The following is a 24,177-nucleotide window of genomic DNA, read 5'->3' on the forward strand; positions in this document are numbered from 1 at the left end:
GGAGGAGCCTTGGCGGACACCAGAGAACACGGCGCGTCGGGCGGGTCTGATAGAATGCCGCGACTTTTCGACCTGCCGGATACCCTCGTGTCACTGCCTTCTTACCCTTCGATGACCCCGACTCTTTTTCACAGAAACTCTGTCGCATGTCTGAGAGATGAGCGGGAGGAGGAGAGTACCAAGCCTTACCTTGCTCGCGGATCACGTGCGCCCAGGTGCCCGTACTGTCGAGTGATCGAAAGTCACTGCCTGTGCAGGTGGCGTCCCAAGGTCGAGGCAAAATCAGGGGTGTGCCTGATCATGACGACAAAAGAGGTCTTCAAACCCAGCAATACGGGTTGGCTGATCGCAGACGTGATCAAGGATAACCATGCGTTTGTGTGGTCACGCACCGAAGTCGATGAGAAGCTGATTGCATTGCTCAACGATCCGCAGTGGCAACCGTATCTGGTGTTTCCGGGGGAATATGTAGCGGCCGAGCGCGTCACCAATACCGTGACGATTAATCCGAATAAGAGACCGCTGTTCGTGCTGCTTGACGCTACATGGACTGAAGCGAGGAAAATCTTCCGTAAAAGCGCTTATTTTGACTCCATCCCCATTTTGAGCCTGATCCCTGAAAAGCTTTCACGGTACAAGCTAAGACGTTCCACGCGCAGCGAACATCTCTGTACCGCTGAAGTGGCCGCACTGTGTTTCGATCTGGCCGGCGACACTGAAGCAGCTTCGGCTCTAAGCTGCTACTTCGATGTGTTCAGTCAGCACTATCTAGGTGCCAAAAATCAGTTGCCCCTCGACTTGCTGAGCGATGCTCATCAAGAGCTCAAGGGCTATCTTGAGTAGTCATCAGTAAGGCTGGCGCCAGTGAGCCGTATCAAGACGGCTCGCATAGCAGCAGATATCAGACGAGGGTTTTCTTCGGCCACAACTGCGCCAGCAGCATCCCGGCCAGCATCAATCCGCAGCCGATATAGCCGCGCAGTTGCAACGCCTCGCCGAGAATCCAGGCGCCGGCGATGGCGGCGAAAACTGCTTCCAGCGAAAGGATGATGGCGGCGTGGGAGGCAATGGCGTGTTTCTGCGCGACCACTTGCAGCGTGTAGCCGACGCCGACCGCGACGATGCCGCCGTAGAGCAGGGCAGGGGCCGCGTCGATGATCGCGCTGAGGGCAATCGGTTCGAAGAGGACTGCCAGCAACAGGCTCACCACCGAACACGTGGCGAACTGTAAGAAGGCCAGACGGATCGGGTCGTGGCGACTGGCAAACAAGCTGACCAACACCACATGCCCGCCCCACACGAACGCGCCGATCAACTGCAGCCAATCACCTGAGGCGACGTGAAAGTTATCGCCAATACTGAGCAGGCACATGCCGACCACGGCCAACAGGCAGCCCAGCCAGGTGCCCAGCCCGGTTTTATGGCCGAGCAGCAAGCCCAGCAGCGGAACGACAATCACGTACAGACCGGTGATGAAGCCGGAATTGGTCACGCTGGTAAACAGCAGGCCAACCTGTTGCAGGTTGATGCCCAGTGCCAGCGCCAGGCCCATGATGATGCCGGCGCGTAACATGCCACGATTGAGCAGAGGTTCCGGCACTCGGACCGTCTTGGCGTTGCGCAGAATCAGCGGCATCAGGCAGAGGGAGCCCAGCGCAAAACGCAGCCCCGAGAACAGGTACGGACCGATATGATCCATCCCGGCGGTCTGAGCAACAAAGCCGGTGCCCCAGATCAATGCGGTCAGGAGCATGAGCAAGTCCGCTCGCAGGGCATGGTTTGGCATGATGGCACTCGTCAGGTCGGGGGCGCAGACTTTGCCGTAAAGCGTCAGGCTTGACCACCCCGACTTCGCTGGGCATCCTTGGCGCCGCTCACGCACGGTCCCTGTGTCAAGATGTCGCGGGCTGCCTCATTAGGTGTTGAATTCGTCGGCGCTGAGTCACTTAAAGGATCATGAAATGCCATACGAAATCCTGATTGCCGACGACCATCCCCTGTTTCGCAGCGCATTGCATCAGGCGCTAAGCCTGGGGCTCGGGCCGGATGCAAGGCTGGTCGAGGCCGAGAGCATCGCCGATCTCGAAGCGCGACTGACCGAAAAGTCCGATTGGGATCTGGTCCTGCTGGACCTGAACATGCCCGGCGCCTATGGCTTTTCGGGCCTGGTGCTGTTGCGCGGTCAGTACCCGCAGGTGCCGGTGGTGATGGTCTCTGCCCAGGAAGAGGCTGCGGTGGTGGTCAAGTCCCGGGAATTCGGCGCCAGCGGTTTCATCCCGAAATCCAGTTCCCTCGAAACCATCCAGAAGGCCGTGCGAACGGTGCTGGATGGCGATGTCTGGTGGCCCCCGCAGGTCAACGAAAGCATCAGCGTGTCACCGGAGGCCAAGGCTGCCAGTGAAGGGCTTGCCAGCCTGACGCCCCAGCAGTTTCGCGTGCTGACGATGGTCTGTGAGGGGCTGCTGAACAAGCAGATCGCCTACGAGCTGAGTGTGTCGGAAGCAACGATCAAGGCCCACGTCACGGCGATCTTTCGCAAGCTCAATGTGCGCACGCGAACTCAGGCGGCCTTGCTGCTGCAACAATTGGAATCCATTCCGCAGAGCTGATTCCCCTGAATCAGGCTGAACCCGGGCTGTACGCGGTCGACCTTCACACTTTTTTGACCGTCGCCGCACTAGCCTCCACCGCTTTCATTCATCAGTAGTTTCCCTATGACGTCCCCATTCAAAGGCCAGACCGGCCTGAAACGTATTCTCAACGCATCTGGCTACTCCTTCGACGGCCTGACCGCTGCATTCAAAGGCGAAGCGGCGTTCCGTCAACTGGTGCTGCTCAACGTCGTGTTGATCCCGCTGTCGTTCATGTTTCACGTCAGCCGCGGCGAGCGCGCGATCCTGATCGCGGTGTGCCTGTTGGCGCTGATCGTTGAGCTGCTGAACTCGGCGATCGAAGCCGCGATTGACCGGATCTCTCTGGACCGTCACCCCTTGTCCAAAAACGCCAAAGACATGGGCAGCGCCGCACAGTTCGTGGCGCTGAGCATGATTGCTGTGGTCTGGGGCCTGATTCTGCTGGGCTGACAGTCGCCGTCAGACAGCCGGGCGGCGCCTCAGGCGATGCTCGGCAGGACGATCTCGTCGCTGCGATTCACGCCGGCGGTGAATGAGCGGCAGAGGTCGAGGAATTCGCGAATGGCCGATGTCTGGTATTTCTGCTTGTGCCAGATGAAGTAGAACTGCCGCACCAGATCCAGCTCCGGCGTTTCAACGGCCACAAGGCTGCCCCGGCGGAAAGCGTCACGCAGGGCCAGACGCGAAATGCAGCCGATCCCCAGCCCGGACTCGACGGCGCGTTTGATCGCTTCGGTGTGTTCCAGCTCCAGCCTCACGTTCAGGCTGTTCAAGTGATGACGCATGGCCTGATCGAAAGTCAGGCGCGTCCCCGAACCCTGTTCCCGCAAGATCCACGCCTCGTGCGTCAGTTCCTCAAGGGACGCCCGGCCCTTTTTGGCCAAGGGATGCTGAGGGGCGCAAAACACCACCAGCTCATCCTCGACCCAGGTCTGCACTTCGATGTCGGGGTGGCTACAGTCACCTTCGATCAAACCCAGATCAATCTCGTAATGAGCGACCTGCTGAACGATGTTCGCCGTGTTTTGCACGTGCAGCTTCACCTGGCTCTCGGGGTGGCGCTGCATGAAGCTGCCGATCAACAGCGTGGCGAGGTAGTTACCAATGGTGAGGGTCGCGCCGACTGCCAGCGAACCAAAGCCGGACTTGCCGTTGAGCAGGTCTTCGATCTCCTTGGCCTGATCCAGCAGCGCGACGGCCTGTGGCAACAGCTGCCGGCCGGTCGCGTTGAGGCTCAGCCGTTTACCGGCGCGGTCGAACAGCTGGCAACTGGACTGGCGCTCCAGTTCGGTAATGGACGTGCTCGCCGCAGATTGCGACAAGGACAACAGGACCGCCGCGCGGGAAACGCTTTCCTGCTGGGCGACCGCGACGAAAACCTGGAGCTGACGGAGAGTAAATCGCATATCTATATAACCGATAACCTATATCTTGATAATTCAGTTAACAGATATTGTGTCTGCCACTAGAATGTCGCGCAATGGCGCACTGACCCGCGCAAGAATTTATCAGGAGCTCCCACGTACCATGAGCAACATGAATCACGAGCGTGTCCTCAGCGTTCATCACTGGAACGACACCCTCTTCAGTTTCAAGTGCACCCGTGATCCTGGCCTGCGCTTCGAGAACGGTCAGTTCGTCATGATCGGTCTGCAGCAGCCAAACGGGCGCCCGCTCATGCGTGCCTACTCCATTGCCAGCCCGAACTGGGAAGAGCATCTGGAGTTCTTCAGCATCAAGGTGCCGGACGGCCCGCTGACCTCGCAGTTGCAGCATCTGAAGGAAGGCGACGAGATCATCATCAGCAAGAAGCCTACGGGCACGCTGGTGCTGGACGACCTCAAGCCAGGCAAACACCTTTATCTGCTCAGCACCGGCACCGGGCTGGCGCCGTTCATGAGCGTCATTCAGGACCCTGAAACTTACGAGCGTTTCGAGAAGGTCATCCTCTGCCACGGCGTGCGTTACGTGAACGAAGTCGCCTACCGCGAGTTCATCACCGAGCACTTGCCGCAGAACGAGTTCTTCGGCGAGATGCTGCGCGACAAACTCATCTACTACCCGACCGTGACCCGCGAGCCATTCGAGAACGAAGGCCGCCTGACCGACCTGATGCGCAGCGGCAAGCTGTTCAGCGATATCGGCCTGCCGCCGATCAACCCGCAGGACGACCGCGCCATGCTGTGCGGCAGCCCGAGCATGCTCGACGAAACCAGCGAAGTGCTCAACAGCTTCGGCCTGACCGTTTCGCCACGCATGCGCGAGCCGGGTGATTACCTGATCGAGCGCGCGTTCGTCGAGAAGTAATCGCGTTCGGATAAGACCCAATCGCCGATGAATCATCCTCGCAGCACCGCGAGGGCGACGTCATCGGCGAATAGGTCAGTACAGGCACCCGCCTTTTTGGGGTCTGAAAAAAACCGCCTGGAGGTCACGGACCAGGCGGTTTTTTTGTGGGCGGGTGTAAGCGGTTTATCAACCGGCGGCGGGGACGACTTCCAGCACGCGAATGACGCCGGGCTGCGGATAATGCCAGCGCACGTCCAGGTCCCAGAACTGCGCGCCGTAGCGTCGCTCTGGCGTGGGTGTCTGGTAGGCCGGTCGCGGGTCTTGGGCCAGGCACTGCTCGATCAGCTCGATCAGCGGTTCTTCGAGGCGCAGCCCCTGTTCGCGAGCCTGGGCCAGCGCCGCGTCTGCCCATTGCACCGGAATCATCTCCGGCGCGGCGGCGGCCATGCTGTTGCGCGCATCAACGATCACATCGGCATAAGGCACGTAGGGTTTGACGTCCAGCACCGGCGTGCCGTCCAGCAGGTCGATGCCTGACAGCCACAGGCGCCCGGCTTCGACCTTGTCCAGCTTGACCACCGACTGACCGATCCCGTTCGGCCGATGGGTCGCGCGCGTGGCGAATACGCCCATCGACTGATTGCCGCCCAGACGAGGAGGGCGCACCTTGAGTCGCGGCTTGTCCTCCAGGGCCTGATGAAACAGAAACAGCAGCCAGACATGGCTGACCTGTTCGAGGCCCTGCACGGCGTCACCCTGATCAAAAGGTGCGACCAGCTCCAGCACGCCCCGCGCGGCAGGCGCCAGTTGCGGCTGCCGGGGAATGGCGAACTTCTCTTTGAAGCACGAGCGCATGAAGCCGATCGGCAAGACGCTGTAGGCCTGGGTCATCGACGGCTCTGCAGTGCTTAGCCGCGGACGCGCAGGGTCAGGCCGCGCAGGAAGTTGCGCAGCAGCTGGTCGCCGCAGACGCGGTAGTTGGTGTGACCGGCCTTGCGGAACAGGGCGCTGAGTTCAGGCTTGGACACCGGGAACTCGGACGCCTTGAGGATGGCGTGCATGTCGTCTTCTTTCAGCTCGAAGGCCACACGCAGCTTTTTCAGGACGATGTTGTTGGTGATGGGCAGTTCGACAGGCAGCGGCGGGCGGCTCTCGTCTTTGCCACGCTTGAAGAACACCAGGCCGTCGAGGAAGTGCGCCATGACCTCGTCACTGCACGGCACGAAGCCTTCTTCTTCGTCTTTCTTCATGTAGGCCGCGACATCGGCTTTGGTCGCGTCGAACCCGCCGAGCTTGATGATATCGACCACTTTGGCGTCGTTGATATCAAGCATGTAACGGATGCTGCGCAGTACATCGTTGTTCATCATGGTGCGTGTATTTCCTGGAGATTCACAGATGAGCGCACGCAGGGTTGGATGCGGCGCTCATAAAGGGGGATTCAGAATTTTTCTTTGTCGGTCATGTAGCGCCACTGGCCTTCAGGCACCTTGCCGATGGATACGCCGCCGATACGGATGCGCCGCACCGATACAACCTTCAGGCCTACTGCCTCGCACAGTTGGGCAATGACGCCGGGCTGCGGGTTTTTCATGGCGAAGCGCAGGCGGTTTTCGTTCTGCCAGCTGGCTTTGACCTTCGGCAGTTCCTTGCCCTTGTAGGTCATGCCGTGGTTCAGGCGGTTGAGGCCGTGGGCAACCATGTCGCCCGAAATCTCGACGACGTATTCCTGCTCGATCTTGCTGCGGTCGTCGGTGAGTTTGCGCAGGATTTTCCAGTCCTGGCTGAACACCATCAGGCCGCTGGCGTTGGCTTGCAGCGTGGAAATCGCTTCCAGGCGCAGAAAGTGGCCCTTGAGGGGACGTCGACCGATGCTGTGGTCCGCCGACAACGTGCCGGGCGTAATCAGCGCCAAGGCACTTTCAGGGGCCATGCCTGCAGGTGCGTTAAACAAAAGGGTAACGGATTCAGGCGTATCAGCTTTCGCTTCCGCGTTCAGCACCACGGTCTGGTTTTCGACCTTGAACTGCGGCTCGTCGACGACAACGCCGTCCACCGTGACCCAGCCACCTTCGATGAACAACTCGGCTTCGCGGCGGGAGCAGCCGACCAGCTCGATAAGGCGTTTGGAGAGGCGAATGGGGTCAGTCATGAGAAAAGCCGTAACAAAATGGAAAGGCGCCTATTGTACCCGCGCAGGCACCGTTAATCGCGGCCACATTGAAATTGCCTGGCGAATAAGCCTCCACTCGATGGATTTTTCCGGGAGCGATGCAGGTCTGCTCTCTATTCCCACATCGTCTGGAGCGAATTCATGACCAAATGGCTACCCGCACTGCTGATGACTGTCAGTCTGCCCCTGCTCGCTGCGCAACCACCGTCTTACGGCCCACAGCTGGAAGGGTTTCAGTATCCGTTCCCGGCGCAGAATTACAGCTTCGAATCCCAGGGTGCGCCCGTGCAGATGGGTTACATGGACATCAAGCCGGCCGGCACTGCCAATGGTCGTAGCGTCGTGTTGCTGCACGGCAAGAACTTTTGCGGCGCTACGTGGGAAGGGACCATCAAGGCGCTGACGGGCGCGGGCTATCGTGTGGTCGCGCCGGATCAGCTCGGTTTCTGCCGCTCCAGCAAACCGGCGGATTATAAGTACTCGTTTGAGCAACTCGCGCAGAACACCAAAGCGCTGCTGACCCAACTGGGCATCGATCACGTCACCGTGGTCGGGCATTCAATGGGCGGCATGCTGGCGACCCGGTTTGCGCTGATGTACCCCGACCAAGTGGATCAGCTGCTGCTGGTCAACCCTATCGGTCTGGAAGACTGGAAAGCCAAAGGTGTCCCGGATCGCAGCTTCGATGACTGGTACGCCCGTGAGCTGAAGACCAGTGCCGAGAGCATTCGCAAGTATCAGCAGTCGACCTATTACGCCAATGAATGGCGGCCCGAGTTCGACCATTGGGTCGACATGCAGGCCGGGATGTTCAACGGCAAAGGCAAGGAGGAGGTGGCGCGGGCGTCAGCGCAGACCTACGGGATGATCTTCAATCAGCCGGTGTTCTACGACTTCGAGAAGCTGAAGATGCCGACGGTGTTGATGATCGGGCAGAAGGACAACACCGCCATTGCCAAGGACGCGGCGCCCGAAGCGTTGCGCAAGACGCTGGGCAATTACCCGGAGCTCGGCAAGGCCACCGCCAGGCGCATTCCCCAGGCGACACTGGTGGAGTTCGCTGGGTTGGGCCATGCGCCCCAGATTCAGGATCCTCAGCAGTTCAACAAGGTGCTGCTGGAAAGTCTGAAGCGCTGATGCAGGGTTGCTTCAGATGACCTTGAGCCGCATCCGCAATATCGGATGCGGTCGGCCGAGCCCGTCCAGCTCGGTCCGACCCACCACTTCAAACCCCTGCCGTTCGTAAAACCCCCGCGCCTGAGCATTTTGTTCGTTCACGTCCAGCTCGGTGATGTGGAATTGCTCCATCGCGTAGTCCAGCAGTTGCTTGCCCAGGCCCGTGCCACGCTGGTCGGGGGCAATGAACAGCATTTCGAGTTTGCCCGGGGTGGTGCCGGCGAAACCGGTGATGCGCAGGTGCGAGTCGCGGGTGCAGAACAGGTTTATGGCGCCCAGGTACTGGGTTTCCAGCAGATGCCGGAGCAGCGTGATGTAGTTCTCGGGCAGAAAGTCATGGGTCGCGCGCACGGACGCCTCCCAGACCCGGGTGAGTTCGGCGAAATCGTGCTGCCTGGGCAGATAAATGACCGAGTTCCGGGTCATGTGGCCGCTGCTCCCTGGGTAGTGATCCTGATGTGGGGACGATAGCCAGAAAAAACAAACCCCGCCGTTTTACGGGCGGGGCTGGTGGAGGCGAAGCGGCGTGCGAGCCAGGGATTGAGCGTTAGATTGGCTCAGCCCACAGGTCGTACTCATCGGCATCCGCTACGCGGCACATGACCTTGTCGCCTGGCTTGAAGTCACGGTCGCTTTCCACGAAGACGTTGCCGTCGATTTCCGGCGCGTCGAAGAAGGAACGACCGACGAAACCCTGCTCGTCCACTTCGTCGATCAGCACTTCGATTTCCTTGCCGATTTTCATCTGCAGGCGTGCGGCGCTGATGGCTTGCTGGTGCGCCATGAAGCGATCCCAGCGATCCTGCTTGATGTCGTCCGGAACAATCGGTGCATCCAGCAGGTTCGCCGGCGCGCCCTCGACAGGGGAGTACTGGAAGCAGCCAACGCGATCCAGCTGGGCTTCAGTCAGCCAGTCCAGCAGGTACTGGAAGTCTTCTTCGGTCTCGCCTGGGAAGCCGACGATGAAGGTCGAGCGGATGATCAGGTCCGGGCACTGTTCGCGCCAGTTCTTGATGCGCGCCAGGGTCTTGTCTTCGAAGGCCGGGCGTTTCATCAGCTTGAGGATCTTCGGGCTGGCGTGCTGGAACGGGATGTCCAGGTACGGCAGGATCTTGCCCGCCGCCATCAGCGGGATGATCTCGTCGACGTGCGGATACGGGTAAACGTAGTGCAGGCGTACCCACACACCCAGCGAACTCAGGGCCTGACACAGCTCGGTCATGCGCGTGCGGACCGGCTGGCCGTTCCAGAAACCGGTGCGGTACTTGATGTCGACGCCGTAGGCGCTGGTGTCCTGGGAAATCACCAGCAGTTCTTTCACGCCGGCTTTGACCAGACGCTGCGCTTCGTCGAGCACATCGCCAATCGGGCGGCTGACCAGCTTGCCGCGCATGGACGGGATGATGCAGAAGCTGCAGCTGTGGTTGCAGCCTTCGGAAATCTTCAGGTACGCGTAATGGCGTGGGGTCAGCTTGACCCCTTGCGGCGGCACCAGATCGATCAGCGGGTTGTGATCGAGCTTCGGCGGGGCGGCGTCGTGGACGGCATTGACCACTTGCTCGTACTGCTGCGGACCGGTGACGGCCAGCACGCTCGGGTGCACGCTGCGAATCACGCTTTCATCCACGCCCATGCAGCCGGTGACGATCACTTTGCCGTTTTCGGCCAGCGCCTCGCCAATGGTCTCGAGGGACTCGGCCTTGGCGCTGTCGATGAAACCGCAGGTGTTGACCACGACCACGTCAGCGTCCTGGTAGGTCGGCACGACCTGATAGCCTTCCATGCGCAGCTGGGTCAGGATGCGCTCGGAATCGACCAGAGCCTTCGGGCAACCGAGGCTGACAAAGCCGACCTTGGGGGCGGCAGACGTGGTGACGGTGGACATTGACTAACCTCGGCGTAGGATGCCCGGCGTTTGGCCGAAGCATCGACTGGGCGCTTGGGGCGCCTCTGATCAAAAAGTGCGCAATTCTAGCGGCGCGTCGAACGATTGACCAGTGTTATACAGAGAATTACGACGAGTGCTGCGCTATGCTTCGCGGCGTTACGCCCGGCACCCCAAGTGGGCCGGGCGCATCGGAATTTACCGGTGCGGCGTGGGTCAATCCGACAACGCCGGATCGCGGTGCTCGAGTCATGGTTTCAGGAGTGGTAAATGGGTCACGCAACGAGTCAGGCAGAGGTCGGGCATTCTTCGGCGAAACCGTTGAGTCTGCTGGTGGGCGCGGTGGGTGTAGCCTATGGCGACATCGGTACCAGCCCGCTTTACACCATTAAAGAGGTCTTCGTCGGCGGCTATGGCGTGCAGGCCGGCCACGATGCCGTGCTGGGCATTCTGTCGCTGATCTTCTGGTCACTGATCTGGGTGGTCTCCTTCAAGTACATGGCCCTGGTGCTGCGCGCCGACAACGAAGGCGAAGGCGGCATCATGGCGCTAACGGCGCTGGCGCGAAGGGCTTCAGCCAAATACCCGAAGCTGCAGGCGAGCATGATCGTCTTCGGCCTGTTCGGCGCGGCGCTGTTTTACGGCGACAGCATGATCACCCCGGCAATTTCCGTGCTGTCCGCGGTCGAGGGCATGGAGCTGGCCTTTGACGGACTGGAGCACTGGGTGGTGCCGATTGCATTGGTCGTGCTGGTGGCGCTGTTTCTGATTCAGCGTCACGGCACTGCGCGCATTGGCGTGATGTTCGGCCCGATCATGGTGCTGTGGTTCGTGACCCTCGGCGTGCTTGGCGTTCACGGCATCCTGCAACAGCCGGAAGTGCTGCATGCCGTCAACCCGGTGTGGGCGGTTCGCTTCTTTATTGATCATCCCGGCATTGGCGTTTCGGTGTTGGGCGCTGTGGTGCTCGCACTGACCGGTGCCGAGGCGCTGTATGCGGACATGGGTCACTTCGGTCGCAAGCCGATCTCCCGCGCGTGGTTCGCGCTGGTCCTGCCGGCACTGGTGCTGAACTACTTCGGTCAGGGCGCCCTGGTGATTCAAGACCCTGAAGCGGTACGCAACCCGTTCTACCTGCTGGCGCCGAGTTGGGCCCTGTTGCCTTTGATTGCCCTGTCGACGCTGGCGACCATTATTGCTTCGCAGGCGGTGATTTCCGGGGCGTTCTCGATGACGCTGCAGGCGATTCAGCTCGGCTACATCCCGCGCATGTACATCCAGCACACCTCGAGCGACGCCCAAGGGCAGATCTACATCGGTGCGGTGAACTGGGCGCTGATGGTCGGGGTCATCCTGCTGGTGCTGGGATTCGAATCCTCCGGCGCGCTGGCCTCGGCCTACGGCGTGGCGGTGACCGGCACGATGCTCTGCACAACGATTCTGGTGGCGTCGGTCATGCTGCTGGCCTGGAAATGGCCGCCGCTGATCGCGGTGCCGATTTTGGTCGGATGTCTGTTCGTGGACGGTATGTTCTTCGCGGCCAACGTGCCAAAAGTCATTCAGGGCGGGGCGTTCCCGTTCCTGGCGGGTATCGCGCTGTTTATCCTGATGACCACCTGGAAGCGCGGCAAGCAGCTGTTGGTAGATCGCATCGACGAGGGCGGTCTGCCGCTGCCGATCTTCATCAGCAGTATTCGCGTGCAGCCGCCCCATCGCGTTCAGGGCACGGCCGTGTTTCTCACGGCCCGTGCGGACGCCGTTCCCCATGCGCTGTTGCATAACCTGCTGCACAACCAGGTGCTCCATGAGCAAGTGGTGCTGCTGACCGTCGTGTACGAAGACACCCCGCGCGTGCCAACGGCCCAGCGCTTCGAGGTCGAGGCGTTTGGCGAGGGCTTCTATCGCGTGATTCTGCATTTCGGCTTCATCGACGAGCCGGACGTGCCGGCAGCGCTGAGCCTGTGTCACCTGAAGGAACTGGACTTCAGCCCGATGCGCACGACCTACTTCCTCAGCCGCGAAACCGTGGTCTCGTCGAAACTGGTGGGCATGGCCCGCTGGCGCGAGGGCCTGTTCTCGTTCATGTTGAAGAACGCCAACGGCAATTTGCGTTTCTTCAAACTGCCGTTCAACCGAGTGATCGAGCTGGGCACGCAGGTGGAGATGTAAGCAGCTCCGCTTCGGCGGGGTTTAACCGGGAATGTGCCGGGTGTCACGCCGTGAGATTGATGGCGTATGCACTGGCCTCTTCCCGGCTGAAGCCGGTCCAACAGAGGTTGGCCTCACGTCAGCGAGTAGCTGAAACAAAAAAATCCCCGCAATCGCAAGAGAGCAGGGATTTTTTATGGGCGGGCGATTACTCCGCGGCGGGTTCTTTGCCCTTCCACTTGTCGATCACCGCACTCAGGCGCTTGGCCAGGGCCGGGTAGTCTTCGTCGAAGTGATGGCCCCCTGGCAGTTGCATCTTCTCGCCAGGTGCTGTGGTTTCCGTACAGCCGCTTTCATCCTTCTCTTCGATGCCGTAGACGCACAGCACCTTGTCGCCGGGCAGCTTGGCCATCTCAGGGCCTGTCGCCGCTTCCTTACCAGCTGCGCCCAACCAGCCTTCGACTGCAATCTCGAAGCTGCCGGTGCGGGCGAAGGCCAGCAGGATGATGCCGTCGACCCGCGCCTTGTCTTCTTCCGGCAAGCGGTTGTAGATCGCTGGCAACACGTCGGCGCCGAAGGAATAGCCCGCCAGGACGAAATGCTTGGCGCCCCATTTCTGCCGGTAATGGGCCATCAGCTCGCTCAGATCAGCGGCGGTCTGTTCTGGCGATTTGTGCTCCCAGTAGTAACGAAGGGTGTCGATGCCGACGACCGGGTAGCCACCCATTTTCGCCATGTCGCCCGCCACGTCCTTGTCCAGGTCGCGCCAGCCACCGTCGCCGGACAGGAACAGCGTGACCGTGTCAGAGGGCTGGGAAGACGGCACCTCAACCACCGGAATGTTCAGACCACCGTTGTCGTCACCCCCAATCAGGCGACGGCGCACTTCGTTGTTCAGCACCTGCGGGTACTTGATGTCGTAGTCGCTGATGCTGGTTTCGGTATTGGGTGCGTCACGGACCAGTGTGGCGCTTTCGTCGTCGGGGCCGTCGTTCCAGGCGACCGTCCACTTGCCGTGGGCGGCGGCCTTCGGCACAGGGTCGGTGCAACCCGGCTGATCGCGGACGAAGCCAACCGAGATGGCCCGGGCATTGTCGTTGTCCTGACCGGCCAGCCAGCGCCAAGCCAGGGAAGCACCCGCACCGACACCGGCAACCAGATCAGGCGCGCCGTCGAGCTTCTGCAGCGCGGCATTGAAGGTCTTCGCCTGAAGCTGACAATCGTCCTTCGGCAGCGTCACTTGTACGACCCGGGCCGAAGCGTCGTAGCTCAAGGCGAGCAGTTGTTTCTCGGTCAATGATTCTTCAGTGGTAACGGCGAGCGCGACCTGGGTTTTCACCTTGGTCGAAGGCACCACACGGATCAGCGCAGAGCCGTCATCCAGGGTGATGTGTTCAAGCGTCGGTTGCGCGGCGGGGCGGTTCCACAGCCAGAAACCCAATGCCACCACCAGAATTACCAGGGCTGCGAGCAAAAAGCGCCAGTAGCGTTGAATCATCAGCGTTTCACCAATCCAGTCAGGCCGCCCGCAATCAGGGCGGCGGTATCTGCCAGTGCCACGAGCGGATCAAGTCCTGCGGGCACGGCCATATAACGAGGTTCCCAGTCAGGCTGGAATTTGTCTTTGAAACGGCGCAGCCCCTGGAAGTTGTAGAGCTGCTCGCCACGGCTGAACACCATCGAACCCAGACGTTGGGTCAAGGGCGCGCCACGTCGCGGTTGCAGCCCGGACAACGGCACCATGCCGAGGCTGAAGCGGGAGTAACCTTCTTTTTTGTAATGCAGGATCAGTCCGACCATCATGAATTCCATGGTCAGCTTCGGCGCTTCCGGGTGCGAGCGCATGAGGTCCAGGCTCGCCAGATCATTGCGCGAGGTCTCCAGCAAATTGGAGAACGCGACCGGCTTGCCCTGGAAGTGCACGATGGCGATGCGGAAATGCTTGAGGTAATCCAGGCTGAAGCGGCCGAGGGAGAAGCCTTTCTCGCGCACGTTCTTGCCCATCAGCCACGCATCGGAAATCACTTTGAGCTCGTCCATGGGCGCTTGACCCACTTCGTAGATTTCAAGCGACAGACCGTCGCGCCCACCCCGATTCCAGGTGTAGCGCAGGTCCTTCATTTCCTTGCCCTTGGCTTCGATGTCGAACTTGTGCAAATCGACCCGGGCCTCTTCGCCCAGCTTGATCGCAGTCAGGCCGATGTCCATGTAGAACGGCAGGTTCTCCGCACGCACCTGATAGAACACCGGGCGGGCATGGTGAACGTCACACAGATCGCGGAACTGCCAGATCAGCTCGGCCCGCTGCTGGGTCGGGCCGATCGGATCGTACAGCGCAACCAGGCTGCGGCCGCGATGGGCGTACATCAGAAACGCATTGCCGTCAGGGTGCATCAGCACGGCCTTGTCGCCGGTCAGCACCAAACCGCCATCGGGCTGGCTGGATGCTTTGATGATCTCCGCGGCTTTGGCCAGCTGTGCCTCGTCTGGCAGGTTGATCACAGGGCGCGCGGTGCGCAGCAGCCAGGTCAGCGAGACGATCAGCAGCAACACCGCGCTTCCGAGCGCCGAGCGCAGACCCCGTGGGGCATCGGCGTCAAGAGTGAACTGCCACCACAGCTGGTGGCTGTAGGGCACGTCTTGATAGGCGAACAGCAGCAGCCAGACCGAAGCACCCAGCACGCAGACACTGGCTACCAGATACAGCGGTGAAAACGGCAGTTCGAGCAAGCGACTAGGGCGGTAGAACGAGCGACGGAAGATGGTCAGCAGGCACGCGGTCAGCAGCAGCAGACTCGCTTCTTCCCAGTCGAAACCCTTGAGGATCGACAGAATGGAGCCCACAAACAGCAGAATCGTGGTCAGCATCCACGCCGCGGACAGGCGACGACGCAGGCCCTGCGCGAGCAACAGGCAGAGCACGCCGATCAGGCTGGCGCCGAAGTGAGAGGCGTCGATCAGTCGATGGGGAATGAGGAAGCCGAGGCTCTCCAGGCGGGTGTCGATCTCGGGCGTCGAGCCGGAAAACAGCAGCACCACGCCGGAGAGAAATACCAGCAACGCCAGAATCGGAGCGCCAAGGCCTGACGCAACGCGCATGGCTTGTTGCGCAAACAACAGTCGCTTGGCCTCGCTGTAAAGCAGTACCAGACAAGCGATCAGCAGCGGCATCACCACGTAGATCAGGCGGTACAGCAGCAGCGCGGCGGCCAGCGGTGCGGCGCCCAGCTCGTCGGCAAAGGCGGCGAGCAGAATGGCTTCAAAGACGCCGACGCCACCGGGCACGTGGCTGAGGACACCTGCGGCCAGGGCCAGCAGGTAAACCAGCAGAAATGCGCCGAAGGGCGGGGCGGAGGGCAGCAACAGATAGAGGACGGCAGCAGCGGCGGCGACGTCCAGCGCAGTGATCACCAACTGCATCAGGGTCAGGCGTACGCCAGGCAGACGCAGGGTGCGGCGTCCGGCGCGGACCAGCAGGTTATGCGGGATCGTTTGTTCCGGCAGGCGTCGGCGATAGATGGCATAACCCAGAATCAGACTGAACGCGAGCACGGCGACTGCAACGGTTGCCAGTACGGGCACTGATACATGCAGCGCCAGCGAAGCGGCGGGCAGGTCGCTCAAGGTCGCGAGCGCAGCCAGCGGGGGAAGTGCGCAACCCAAGGACAGGCTGGCAAACAGGGTCATGTGGGCAACTTCGCCCGCACCCAGTCCCAAGCGCGAGTAAAGGCGGTAACGAACCGAGCCGCCGGACAACATCGACAGGCCTACGGCGTTGCCGATGGCGAACGCGCAAAACCCGCCCATGATCAGCGACTTCGGCGGCAGATCGACATTGGCGTAGCGACTGGCGGACCACTCGTAGCCCAGCAGAATCACGAATCCGATGGCAGTCGCCAGCACTGCGCCTGCCAGAGAAGGCAGCGGCACACTGAGCAGCGAATCCTGCAGAGCGTAGATATCCAGCTCGGTCAGCATGTGCCGACAGGCGATCAGGGCGATGGCGAACAGCAGGATGGTGACGCCTAACCCAATGGGTTGACGGTACTTGCTCACCAGTTCGCGTAGACGCAGTCGTTTCGGGGGAGCCGGAGGATGCTCCGTCACTGCTTCGTTTGTGTCGGACGGGTTGGCGCGCATCAATCACTCCTTGGATCGTGCGCGACAGGATGGAGGTATACAGCCAAGTTACCAATCCCTACGCAAAAAATAATTCAGGATGTTAGCGCTTGAACGTCTAACGGGCGAATACCACGGATACGTATCGGTGACCGTTCAGTCTAGGTTCAGTCGCTGGCCAGCGTATCGGCAGGGGAGATCAAAACTATCGCTCCCGGCAACATACAGTAACAAGACCTCTCGGATGAACGCACCCCGGTAATGGGATGTGACAAGGATTCCGGCCCGCTGTTCGAGCGCTTTCAGCGAGGCAAAAAAAAGGCCACTCTTTCGAGTAGCCTTTTTAGATGTTGGTTGCGGGAGCCGGATTTGAACCGACGACCTTCGGGTTATGAGCCCGACGAGCTACCAGACTGCTCCATCCCGCGTCTGTGTGGCGGCATTCTACAGTCGAACGACGAAGTGTCAACCTTTAATGCCAGGGATCGACAAAATAACCGCATCGGGAGCGTTGGGGCGCCTAAGTGGCGGTTGGACAAGGCTTTTATCGCAATCCGCGCCTGACGGCAGGTCGCAATCATCCAAGTGCCTTGTTTCATTTATATGAAGCGCTGGGAGGAGAGGGCGGCGGGATCGCGCTTCCCCAAATGACAGCCACAAAAAAGGCCACTCTTTCGAGTAGCCTTTTTTGATGTTTGGTTGCGGGAGCCGGATTTGAACCGACGACCTTCGGGTTATGAGCCCGACGAGCTACCAGACTGCTCCATCCCGCCGCGTCTGTGTGGCGGCATTCTACAGAGGATCGCCGGGCTGTCAAGCAATGGGCAGAAAAAAAGGCTTTTTCTTCAATCGGTTAGCGTGAACGTGTCGCGGAGGGCCATGGCGCGTCTCGCTTTCGGGACTTTCAGGGGCGGTTTCGTGGAGTGGCATGGCCGTAGGGGACGAGGCTTATTCAGTGTCAGAAAGTCGCGTGAATGAGATACTGCTCGACCGTTTTCCTACGACCCTATGTGATGCCGCAGCGCAAAATCATCCATATCGACTGTGATTGCTTCTACGCCGCTATTGAGATGCGCGACGACCCGCGTCTGGCCGGCAAGCCGTTGGCAGTCGGCGGGTCGGCTGAACGGCGGGGTGTCATTGCGACCTGCAACTATGAAGCTCGGGCCTACGGCATCCGCTCCGCGATGTCATCCCGCCATGCGCTGACGCTGTGCCCGGATCTCACCATCGTCAAACCGAGAATGGATGCCTATAAAGAAGCATCGAAAGAGATCCAGACGATCTTCCGTGACTACACCGATCTGATCGAGCCGCTGTCGCTGGATGAGGCTTATCTGGATGTCACGGAATGCGAGCACTTTTCCGGCAGTGCGACGCGGATCGCCCAGGACATTCGGCGGCGCGTTTCCAATCAGTTGCACATCACGGTTTCCGCCGGCGTCGCTCCGAACAAGTTTCTGGCCAAGATCGCCAGTGATTGGAAAAAGCCCAACGGGTTGTTTGTCATTACCCCGGATCAGGTGGAAGACTTTGTCTCCGAATTGCCGGTGTCCAAGTTACACGGCGTTGGCAAAGTAACGGCCGACAAGCTGGGCCGCCTCGGCATCATCACCTGCGCCGATTTGCGCGGCTGGAGCAAGCTTTCGCTGGTGCGGGAATTCGGCTCATTTGGCGAGCGGCTGTGGAATCTGGCCCATGGTGTGGATGAGCGGCCCGTGCAGAACGACAATCGCCGCCAGTCGGTCAGTGTCGAAAATACCTATGACACTGATCTGCCGGACCTCGCCAGTTGCCTGCTGATGCTGCCGGCATTGCTGGAAACGTTGAACGACCGCATCGCGCGGATCGACACCCTTTACCGCCCTGGCAAACCGTTCGTAAAGGTCAAGTTTCATGACTTCACCCAGACAACGCTGGAGCAGGCGGGGGCAGGGCGGGACTTGAGCAGTTATGAGCAACTGTTGACCCAGGCGTTCGCACGGGGCGGCAAGCCGGTGCGATTGCTTGGGATTGGTGTACGTCTGCATGACCTTCGGGCTGCCCATGAGCAGCTCGAGTTGTTCAGCTGAGGCTGGTTCAGGCCAGGCTATTCGCTGCCCGGCGGTACCGCGACCAGGCGACCAGCATCTTTTGCAAGTGCCCGAAGGAATTCGTGCTGCAACTGCGGATCGTTGCGGGTCAGCTCGATCAATGACTGTTCCAGCTCACTGGCTTCCTCTTCCAGTCCCAGCTCGGACAGGCGCTTGACGCGATGCACCCACTGGCTGACTTCGTCATCTTCCAGATCGTCGTAGATCAGGTCGTGGGCTTCAATCAGCTTGCCGCGCAGTGATTTGCTCAGTGGCAACGTGGCAGTTGCCTGGACGTTGCTCTGGTCATCCTGCACTTTGATGTTCAGTTGCGTGACATAGCTGAGGTTCTGCTCGGCGAACGGGCTGTCCAGCAGATTCACGCGCAGCACGCCGTTACGGTCCGTATTCAACTCGTGGGTCTCTTTGCCCGCGGTGACTTCAACCGGCGCTTCACTCCACGGCAGACTCGAATGCTCGACGCGGTGATCGCGCTGTACTTCGTCGATACCGGCCAGGTTCTGTTGAGCGCGACCATGGGAGGGTGCGTTCATGAACGGGTTGACCCCCGCGACGCCGTAAGTGAGCCAGTCCTTGGTGACACTGTCGGGCAGACTGCCAAACGTCAGTACGTTGACCACATTGGCGCCGATGCCCGCGACGATGGCCACCGCGCCCAGTGGGATTTCATAGACTTCCCGCCACGGCTGATACGGCGTGTACCGGTCGTAGTGCCGGGTGACTTCGAATTCGGTAATGTCGAAGGTTTTCAGCTCGTGGATGCGTATCCGGCGCTGGGGCAATTCCAGCGTCTTGGGTTCGCCAAGGTCGACCTGAAAACTGTGGTCGAGCAATTTGCGCTCGACACGTTCTTCATGCTCGCTGCGTTGAGACAGATGATTGGCACAGCCGCCGAGAAACAGGCTGGTGCACAACACAGCGCCTGCGAGACGTGAGGGATTTCGCTTGAACATGAGATCTCTAGGTGCAGGTAAGGCGCATAGCAGAGGCGTGGCGGATGAAAGCGCGCCTGCACAATCGCAGGCGCGCAATCCGGTCAGCGCTTGATCCGGTCCTTGATGAAAGACAACACATCGGCGACAGGCAGGGCCTGCGCTTCGGCTTCGGTGCGGCTCTTGTATTCGAGGTTACCCTCGGCAAGACCACGGTCACTGACCACGATGCGATGCGGAATGCCGATCAGTTCCATGTCAGCGAACTTGATCCCCGGGCTGGTCTTCTTGTCGCGGTCATCCAGCAACACTTCGAAGCCGGCAGCCGTCAGTTCGGCGTACAGCTTGTCGGTTGCCTCTTTGACCGCTTCGGTTTCGTAGCGCAGCGGCACGAGGGCGATCTGGAAAGGCGCGAGCGCGTCGCTCCAGATGATGCCGTTTGCGTCGTTGTTCTGCTCGATCGCGGCAGCCACAACGCGCGACACACCAATCCCGTAGCAGCCCATGGTCAGTGTGACCGGCTTGCCGTTCTCGCCCAGCACCTGGCACTTCATCGCGTCGCTGTACTTGGTGCCCAGCTGGAAGATGTGCCCGACTTCGATGCCGCGCTTGATGATCACGTTGCCCTGACCATCCGGGCTCGGGTCGCCGGCGACGACGTTACGCAGGTCAGCGACGGTCGGAACAGGCAGGTCCCGCTCCCAGTTGACGCCGAAGTAGTGCTTGTCGTCGATGTTCGCGCCAATACCGAAGTCGCTCATCAGCTCAACCGAGCGGTCGATGATGCACGGCAGCGGCAGATTCAGCGGGCCGAGGGAACCCGCGCCGGCGCCAATGGCATCGCGCAGTTCGGCTTCGGAGGCCATGACCAGCGGGCTGGCGACTTGCTCCAGATTCGACGCCTTGATTTCGTTGAGTTCGTGATCGCCACGGATAATCAGCGCAATCAGCTTGCCTTCTTCAGCGGCATGCACAACCAGCGTCTTGAGGGTCTTTTCGATCGGCAGATTGAACTGCTCGACCAGGGCCGCGATGGTCTTCGCGTCAGGGGTGTCGACAAGGCGCAGCTCTTCTGTCGGCGCAGGGCGGCTGGCCTCGCGCGGAATGGCTTCAGCCTTTTCAATGTTCGCGGCGTAGTCGGAGGTGTCGCTGAACACGATGTCGTCTTCGCCGGACTCGGCCAGCACGTGGAACTCATGGGAGCCCGCGCCACCAATGGAGCCGTTGTCGGCCACGACCGGGCGGAAGTTCAGGCCCAGACGAGTGAACACGTTGCAGTACGCCTGATGCATACGGTCGTAGGTTTCCTGCAGGGAATCCTGGGTCGCATGGAAGGAATAGGCGTCCTTCATGATGAACTCGCGGCCGCGCATCAAACCGAAGCGCGGGCGGATTTCGTCACGGAATTTGGTCTGGATCTGATACATGTTGATGGGCAGCTGTTTATAGCTATTGAGTTCGTTGCGGGCCAGATCGGTGATGACCTCTTCGTGGGTCGGGCCCGCGCAGAAATCGCGATCGTGACGGTCTTTCAAGCGCAACAGCTCAGGGCCGTACTGTTCCCAGCGGCCCGACTCCTGCCAGAGCTCTGCCGGCTGAATGCCCGGCATCAACACTTCCAGCGCGCCCGCTGCGTTCATCTCTTCGCGAACCACCGCTTCGACCTTGCGCAGTACCCGCAGGCCCATGGGGAGCCAGGTGTACAGACCGGAGGCAAGTTTGCGGATCATGCCGGCACGAAGCATCAGCTGATGGCTGATCACGACCGCATCGGATGGCGTTTCTTTCTGTGTGGCGAGCAAATATTGACTGGTACGCATGGTCGGCCGTTGTCGGTTGCGGTGACTGGGAAATGACCCGGCATTGTACGGTGGTGGTATCGCTGAGTACAGGCCGGGCGGGCGCCGCAGGAGGAGGGATTGTCAACCGCGCGCCCATGAAAAAGCCCGGCGCGAGGGCCGGGCTTTTCTATAACGAGTGTCAGACAGTGCGATTACAAGACCGAAATCGGGTAGTCGACGATCAGACGGAACTCGTTGACATCGCCTTCGCCCTCGTCCGTGTTGGCACGGTGGAATGCTTGACGGATGCGGAACGACAGGTCTTTGGCTGGGCCAGTTTGAACAACGTACTTGGCCTCGACGTTGGTCTCGTGGTGGCTGCCATCAGAACCGTACAGGCCGGTGTAGGTGCTGTTCGATGGAGTGTGAGTCCCGTCGATGTCAGTACCGGTCACGTAGCGAGCCATGAAGCTCAGGCCTGGAACACCGTAGGTGGCCATGTTCAGGTCGTAGCGGGCTTGCCAGGATTTCTCACCCGGGGCGTTGAAGTCGGAGTATTGAATCGAGTTCGCCAGGAAGATCGAGTCGCCACCGCGGTTGTTGTCGCCGATACCGATGTAGTCGAACGGTGTATCACCGTTAACTTTCTGGAATGCCAGGGTCAGGGTATGAGCGGCCAGGAACGAGTAGGCTGCAGACAGGGAGAAAGCGTTGTTGTTGATGTCGCCTGCTTTCTTGCTGCCGGTGTCCTGGGTGTTGTAATAGTTGAAGTCAAACGCCAGCGCCTGGTCGTCAGTCAACGGCAGTGCGTAGTTCACGTTGCCGTAGTACTGGTTCCACACGTCTTCCAGTTTGTTGTAGTAGAAACCAACACCCAGGTTGTCGGTGATCGAGTACTTGCCGCCGCCGTAGGTAGCGGACTTGGAAGTCACGCCAGCGTAGGTGGCCCAGATATCGCCGTTGCGATTGGTCTCATCCTGGCTGGTGCCCGAAGTGAAGCGGCCTGCTTCTACGTCGAGACCTTTGATCTCGCTGCTCTGCAAGGTCACGCCAGTTGCTGTTTGTGGCAGCAGGCGGGAGCCGCCGACTGCGAAAACCGGGTTCTGCGGCTGCATGTCACCGATTTTCAGTTCAGTCTTGGAAACACGGAATTTAACAGCGCCACCGGCCTTGCCGAAGCTGTCTTCGTTTTTACCCTGGCTATCGGTCACCAGGTTGCCCGAACCCGAATACTTGTCCGAACCATCAAGCTTGAAGCCGGCATAGCCAAACGCGTCAACACCGACACCAATCAGGCCTTGGGTGTAACCGGAGCTGTAGTTAGCCCAGAAACCTTGAGTCCAGTCTTTGTCGTCTACCGCGCCATTCTTTTTGTCGCGATTGTAGTAGTAGTTACGAGCCTTGACGTCGAGCTTGCTCCCCTCTACAAAACCAGTTGCTTCGGACTGATCGCTTACGAATGCCGCAGCCGATGCCAATTGGGTGCTGGCTGCAGTAACTGCCAGTGCGATTGCGCTCCACTTCATCACTCTCATCGTGACTTTGCTCCTTTGGTTTTTAAGAAGAGTACTGCCGTCCACCTGTTTTTTTATCTGGCCGGCTTCTTTCTTTTTGGTGTCGGCGAAATTTATAGCACGCTGACATTAATGGCGATAGTTACGAACCTATCCTTTCAATCTCTTTACGGCCTTGTCGCCGCCAGCTCTGTCCATGTCGCTACTGAACAGCTCCTGATTCGTTAAACCGTGCAACTACCGGGTTACTTTGAACGCTGGATTCATTCACACCTTCATTGAATCCAGACGCTCCAGCTACCTTGTCAAACGCCGTTGCATCCCTTCGGTCCCGGCCTGTCTCTCGACACGCTCGTCTTCAAGCTTGTGTGTGACAAAGCAACAACCGTGCACAAAATTTCGACGAATATGAAAAAAATGTCGGAAGCGTTGTAAAAACATTCGATGTCGACTCCAAGATACTGAATCAAAAAGATAAAAATATTTTCGATAGCCTGCTTTGCAACCCGAATTTTCTTGAGACTAGCGCGATGAAATGTCACTAACGTTACCTGTTACCCCTTGGCAGTGGGTAAATCGCGGATAGCTGTCACATATTCGGGCCTCATCTGAGTCGTTTTGGTGCGTCACGCCGCAAAATTGCCTGCGTTTGGTTCTTCCGATTCGGTTTCGCTGCCATCCCAGGAATCATGACTGCAGCCGCACCCAGGAATATCGTCCGTGAGGCCCGGATTAACTGGGTGCACCCGAAATCCGTTGCCTGGTTCTGCCAGGCCTGGGGCGGCGGCTGCCCGCTTCATGAAAGTGCGTGGCGGTATTTTTCGCGCGTTTCTGGTGCGAGGCGGACGTGTAGTGCCTACCGATCAACACCAGATCCGCAAAATGCCCAGAATCACAGTGCCGGATGAATCGTCCGGAATTCGCGAGTATCCTTCCCGCTACCCACGACTTCTTTATCGGGCCAGTCAATCGGCTCAGCCTATCTAATCCGCGATCAGGAGTATTTACGTGTTTGTTCTAGATCCGCGCTTGCTGCAAGACACACTACCGATCGGCGACTTCCCGCTGTGCACGCTGCTGCTGTCCAATGATTCCAATTACCCATGGTTCATTCTGGTGCCGAAGCGTCCGGACATCAGTGAAGTGTTCCAACTGTCCGAAGCGGAGCAGGCGCAGTTGTGGAAAGAAACCACCTACCTCTCGGCCGTACTTGATCTTACGTTTCACGCCGACAAGATGAACGTCGCTGCGCTGGGTAATGTGGTCAGTCAGCTGCATATGCATGTCATTGTTCGCCGGGTCGGCGACGCGGCCTGGCCTGCGCCGGTGTGGGGAAAGCATCCCGCCAAGCCTTATTCACCGGATGAGGTTGCCCGGATCACCTCGCAACTGAAGTCCGGATTGACCGAAGCATTCACCTTTAAGGAGGACTGA

20 protein-coding genes and 2 tRNA genes are annotated in these 24,177 nt (G+C 59.7%); 8 read left to right on the forward strand and 14 right to left on the reverse strand.

The features are described 5' to 3' along the window. Positions 1–111 precede the first annotated feature (111 nt). Complete coding sequence (locus AC07RO_RS09200) at positions 112–843, forward strand: tRNA-uridine aminocarboxypropyltransferase (RefSeq protein WP_346625679.1); 732 nt, start codon at positions 112–114, stop codon at positions 841–843. 58 nt (positions 844–901) lie between these two features. Here AC07RO_RS09200 and AC07RO_RS09205 read toward each other — a convergent pair whose 3' ends face one another. Further along, positions 902–1,786, reverse strand: coding sequence for a DMT family transporter (locus AC07RO_RS09205; protein WP_495085876.1), 885 nt, complete (start codon positions 1,784–1,786; stop codon positions 902–904). Positions 1,787–1,961: 175 nt separating this feature from the next. Here AC07RO_RS09205 and erdR point away from each other — a divergent pair, with 175 nt between their 5' ends. Both erdR and AC07RO_RS09215 read left to right on the forward strand, forming a co-directional pair. Continuing rightward, positions 1,962–2,609, forward strand: a complete 648-nt coding sequence (erdR, locus tag AC07RO_RS09210) for a response regulator transcription factor ErdR (RefSeq protein WP_065989781.1) — start codon at positions 1,962–1,964, stop codon at positions 2,607–2,609. A 105-nt stretch (positions 2,610–2,714) separates the two neighbouring features. Next, positions 2,715–3,083 carry a diacylglycerol kinase gene (locus tag AC07RO_RS09215; protein ID WP_192170844.1) on the forward strand — a complete coding sequence of 123 codons (369 nt, stop codon included), beginning with the start codon at positions 2,715–2,717 and terminating at the stop codon, positions 3,081–3,083. A gap of 29 nt (positions 3,084–3,112) precedes the next feature. Here AC07RO_RS09215 and AC07RO_RS09220 read toward each other — a convergent pair whose 3' ends face one another. After that, positions 3,113–4,039, reverse strand: coding sequence for a LysR family transcriptional regulator (locus tag AC07RO_RS09220; protein ID WP_192170845.1), 927 nt, complete (start codon positions 4,037–4,039; stop codon positions 3,113–3,115). 121 nt (positions 4,040–4,160) lie between these two features. Between AC07RO_RS09220 and fpr the strand changes: the two genes are divergently transcribed. Then, positions 4,161–4,940: a ferredoxin-NADP reductase gene (gene fpr, locus AC07RO_RS09225; RefSeq protein WP_065989778.1), complete on the forward strand. Its 780-nt coding sequence runs from the start codon at positions 4,161–4,163 to the stop codon at positions 4,938–4,940. A 168-nt stretch (positions 4,941–5,108) separates the two neighbouring features. On the opposite strand, the gene tsaA is transcribed toward fpr, so the two are convergent. The 3 genes from tsaA to AC07RO_RS09240 form a co-directional block, all read right to left on the reverse strand. Beyond that, on the reverse strand, positions 5,109–5,813 hold the full coding sequence (gene tsaA / locus AC07RO_RS09230) for a tRNA (N6-threonylcarbamoyladenosine(37)-N6)-methyltransferase TrmO (protein WP_495085877.1): 705 nt from the start codon (positions 5,811–5,813) through the stop codon (positions 5,109–5,111). A gap of 17 nt (positions 5,814–5,830) precedes the next feature. Continuing rightward, positions 5,831–6,292 carry a YehS family protein gene (locus AC07RO_RS09235; protein WP_074891250.1) on the reverse strand — a complete coding sequence of 154 codons (462 nt, stop codon included), beginning with the start codon at positions 6,290–6,292 and terminating at the stop codon, positions 5,831–5,833. A 71-nt stretch (positions 6,293–6,363) separates the two neighbouring features. Next, positions 6,364–7,074, reverse strand: coding sequence for an rRNA pseudouridine synthase (locus tag AC07RO_RS09240; RefSeq protein ID WP_122537396.1), 711 nt, complete (start codon positions 7,072–7,074; stop codon positions 6,364–6,366). A 162-nt stretch (positions 7,075–7,236) separates the two neighbouring features. Here AC07RO_RS09240 and AC07RO_RS09245 point away from each other — a divergent pair, with 162 nt between their 5' ends. After that, positions 7,237–8,232, forward strand: a complete 996-nt coding sequence (locus AC07RO_RS09245) for an alpha/beta fold hydrolase (RefSeq protein ID WP_495085878.1) — start codon at positions 7,237–7,239, stop codon at positions 8,230–8,232. A 12-nt stretch (positions 8,233–8,244) separates the two neighbouring features. On the opposite strand, the gene AC07RO_RS09250 is transcribed toward AC07RO_RS09245, so the two are convergent. Together AC07RO_RS09250 and rimO are read right to left on the reverse strand one after the other, a co-directional pair. Beyond that, the gene (locus AC07RO_RS09250; RefSeq protein ID WP_495085879.1) at positions 8,245–8,697 is read right to left on the reverse strand and encodes a GNAT family N-acetyltransferase; all 453 of its coding nucleotides are present in this window, start codon (positions 8,695–8,697) and stop codon (positions 8,245–8,247) included. Positions 8,698–8,818: 121 nt separating this feature from the next. Next, positions 8,819–10,156: a 30S ribosomal protein S12 methylthiotransferase RimO gene (gene rimO, locus AC07RO_RS09255; RefSeq protein ID WP_495085880.1), complete on the reverse strand. Its 1,338-nt coding sequence runs from the start codon at positions 10,154–10,156 to the stop codon at positions 8,819–8,821. A gap of 270 nt (positions 10,157–10,426) precedes the next feature. Here rimO and AC07RO_RS09260 point away from each other — a divergent pair, with 270 nt between their 5' ends. Continuing rightward, positions 10,427–12,325, forward strand: coding sequence for a potassium transporter Kup (locus tag AC07RO_RS09260; protein WP_192170849.1), 1,899 nt, complete (start codon positions 10,427–10,429; stop codon positions 12,323–12,325). 187 nt (positions 12,326–12,512) lie between these two features. Here the strand turns inward: AC07RO_RS09260 and AC07RO_RS09265 are convergent, their stop codons facing one another. The 4 genes from AC07RO_RS09265 to AC07RO_RS09280 all read right to left on the reverse strand — a co-directional run bounded on the left by AC07RO_RS09265 (position 12,513) and on the right by AC07RO_RS09280 (position 17,196). After that, on the reverse strand, positions 12,513–13,802 hold the full coding sequence (locus tag AC07RO_RS09265; protein WP_192170850.1) for a virulence factor family protein: 1,290 nt from the start codon (positions 13,800–13,802) through the stop codon (positions 12,513–12,515). Beyond that, a complete protein-coding gene (gene mprF, locus AC07RO_RS09270; RefSeq protein WP_495085881.1) occupies positions 13,802–16,444 on the reverse strand; it encodes a bifunctional lysylphosphatidylglycerol flippase/synthetase MprF in 2,643 nt (880 codons plus the stop codon). The genes AC07RO_RS09265 and mprF overlap by 1 nt, the downstream gene beginning before the upstream one ends. Before the next feature lie 330 nt (positions 16,445–16,774). Continuing rightward, positions 16,775–16,851 (reverse strand) — tRNA-Met (locus AC07RO_RS09275). Positions 16,852–17,119: 268 nt separating this feature from the next. After that, positions 17,120–17,196: transfer RNA gene (locus tag AC07RO_RS09280), tRNA-Met, on the reverse strand. 240 nt (positions 17,197–17,436) lie between these two features. On the opposite strand from AC07RO_RS09280, the gene dinB reads away from it, so the two are divergent. After that, complete coding sequence (gene dinB / locus AC07RO_RS09285) at positions 17,437–18,495, forward strand: DNA polymerase IV (RefSeq protein WP_192170852.1); 1,059 nt, start codon at positions 17,437–17,439, stop codon at positions 18,493–18,495. A 17-nt stretch (positions 18,496–18,512) separates the two neighbouring features. On the opposite strand, the gene AC07RO_RS09290 is transcribed toward dinB, so the two are convergent. The 3 genes from AC07RO_RS09290 to AC07RO_RS09300 all read right to left on the reverse strand — a co-directional run bounded on the left by AC07RO_RS09290 (position 18,513) and on the right by AC07RO_RS09300 (position 22,764). Next, positions 18,513–19,469, reverse strand: coding sequence for a hypothetical protein (locus tag AC07RO_RS09290; RefSeq protein WP_423571829.1), 957 nt, complete (start codon positions 19,467–19,469; stop codon positions 18,513–18,515). 83 nt (positions 19,470–19,552) lie between these two features. Continuing rightward, entirely contained in the window at positions 19,553–21,268 is a 1,716-nt protein-coding gene (locus AC07RO_RS09295; RefSeq protein WP_495085882.1) for a proline--tRNA ligase, read from the reverse strand. Positions 21,269–21,441: 173 nt separating this feature from the next. Continuing rightward, a complete protein-coding gene (locus AC07RO_RS09300; RefSeq protein ID WP_122623039.1) occupies positions 21,442–22,764 on the reverse strand; it encodes an OprD family porin in 1,323 nt (440 codons plus the stop codon). Positions 22,765–23,751: 987 nt separating this feature from the next. Between AC07RO_RS09300 and AC07RO_RS09305 the strand changes: the two genes are divergently transcribed. Then, a complete protein-coding gene (locus tag AC07RO_RS09305) occupies positions 23,752–24,177 on the forward strand; it encodes an HIT domain-containing protein (RefSeq protein ID WP_495085883.1) in 426 nt (141 codons plus the stop codon).

Source organism: Pseudomonas sp. GW821-FHT07F05, from assembly GCF_059418765.1.

Excerpts from the sequence above, each read along its gene's own strand:
- AC07RO_RS09200 (WP_346625679.1), top strand. The coding sequence starts at position 112 with ATGACCCCGACTCTTTTTCACAGAAACTCTGTCGCATGTCTGAGAGAT.
- AC07RO_RS09205 (WP_495085876.1), bottom strand. The coding sequence starts at position 1,786 with ATGCCAAACCATGCCCTGCGAGCGGACTTGCTCATGCTCCTGACCGCA.
- erdR (WP_065989781.1), top strand. The coding sequence starts at position 1,962 with ATGCCATACGAAATCCTGATTGCCGACGACCATCCCCTGTTTCGCAGC.
- AC07RO_RS09215 (WP_192170844.1), top strand. The coding sequence starts at position 2,715 with ATGACGTCCCCATTCAAAGGCCAGACCGGCCTGAAACGTATTCTCAAC.
- AC07RO_RS09220 (WP_192170845.1), bottom strand. The coding sequence starts at position 4,039 with ATGCGATTTACTCTCCGTCAGCTCCAGGTTTTCGTCGCGGTCGCCCAG.
- fpr (WP_065989778.1), top strand. The coding sequence starts at position 4,161 with ATGAGCAACATGAATCACGAGCGTGTCCTCAGCGTTCATCACTGGAAC.
- tsaA (WP_495085877.1), bottom strand. The coding sequence starts at position 5,813 with ATGACCCAGGCCTACAGCGTCTTGCCGATCGGCTTCATGCGCTCGTGC.
- AC07RO_RS09235 (WP_074891250.1), bottom strand. The coding sequence starts at position 6,292 with ATGATGAACAACGATGTACTGCGCAGCATCCGTTACATGCTTGATATC.
- AC07RO_RS09240 (WP_122537396.1), bottom strand. The coding sequence starts at position 7,074 with ATGACTGACCCCATTCGCCTCTCCAAACGCCTTATCGAGCTGGTCGGC.
- AC07RO_RS09245 (WP_495085878.1), top strand. The coding sequence starts at position 7,237 with ATGACCAAATGGCTACCCGCACTGCTGATGACTGTCAGTCTGCCCCTG.
- AC07RO_RS09250 (WP_495085879.1), bottom strand. The coding sequence starts at position 8,697 with ATGACCCGGAACTCGGTCATTTATCTGCCCAGGCAGCACGATTTCGCC.
- rimO (WP_495085880.1), bottom strand. The coding sequence starts at position 10,156 with ATGTCCACCGTCACCACGTCTGCCGCCCCCAAGGTCGGCTTTGTCAGC.
- AC07RO_RS09260 (WP_192170849.1), top strand. The coding sequence starts at position 10,427 with ATGGGTCACGCAACGAGTCAGGCAGAGGTCGGGCATTCTTCGGCGAAA.
- AC07RO_RS09265 (WP_192170850.1), bottom strand. The coding sequence starts at position 13,802 with ATGATTCAACGCTACTGGCGCTTTTTGCTCGCAGCCCTGGTAATTCTG.
- mprF (WP_495085881.1), bottom strand. The coding sequence starts at position 16,444 with ATGCGCGCCAACCCGTCCGACACAAACGAAGCAGTGACGGAGCATCCT.
- dinB (WP_192170852.1), top strand. The coding sequence starts at position 17,437 with ATGCCGCAGCGCAAAATCATCCATATCGACTGTGATTGCTTCTACGCC.
- AC07RO_RS09290 (WP_423571829.1), bottom strand. The coding sequence starts at position 19,469 with ATGTTCAAGCGAAATCCCTCACGTCTCGCAGGCGCTGTGTTGTGCACC.
- AC07RO_RS09295 (WP_495085882.1), bottom strand. The coding sequence starts at position 21,268 with ATGCGTACCAGTCAATATTTGCTCGCCACACAGAAAGAAACGCCATCC.
- AC07RO_RS09300 (WP_122623039.1), bottom strand. The coding sequence starts at position 22,764 with ATGAGAGTGATGAAGTGGAGCGCAATCGCACTGGCAGTTACTGCAGCC.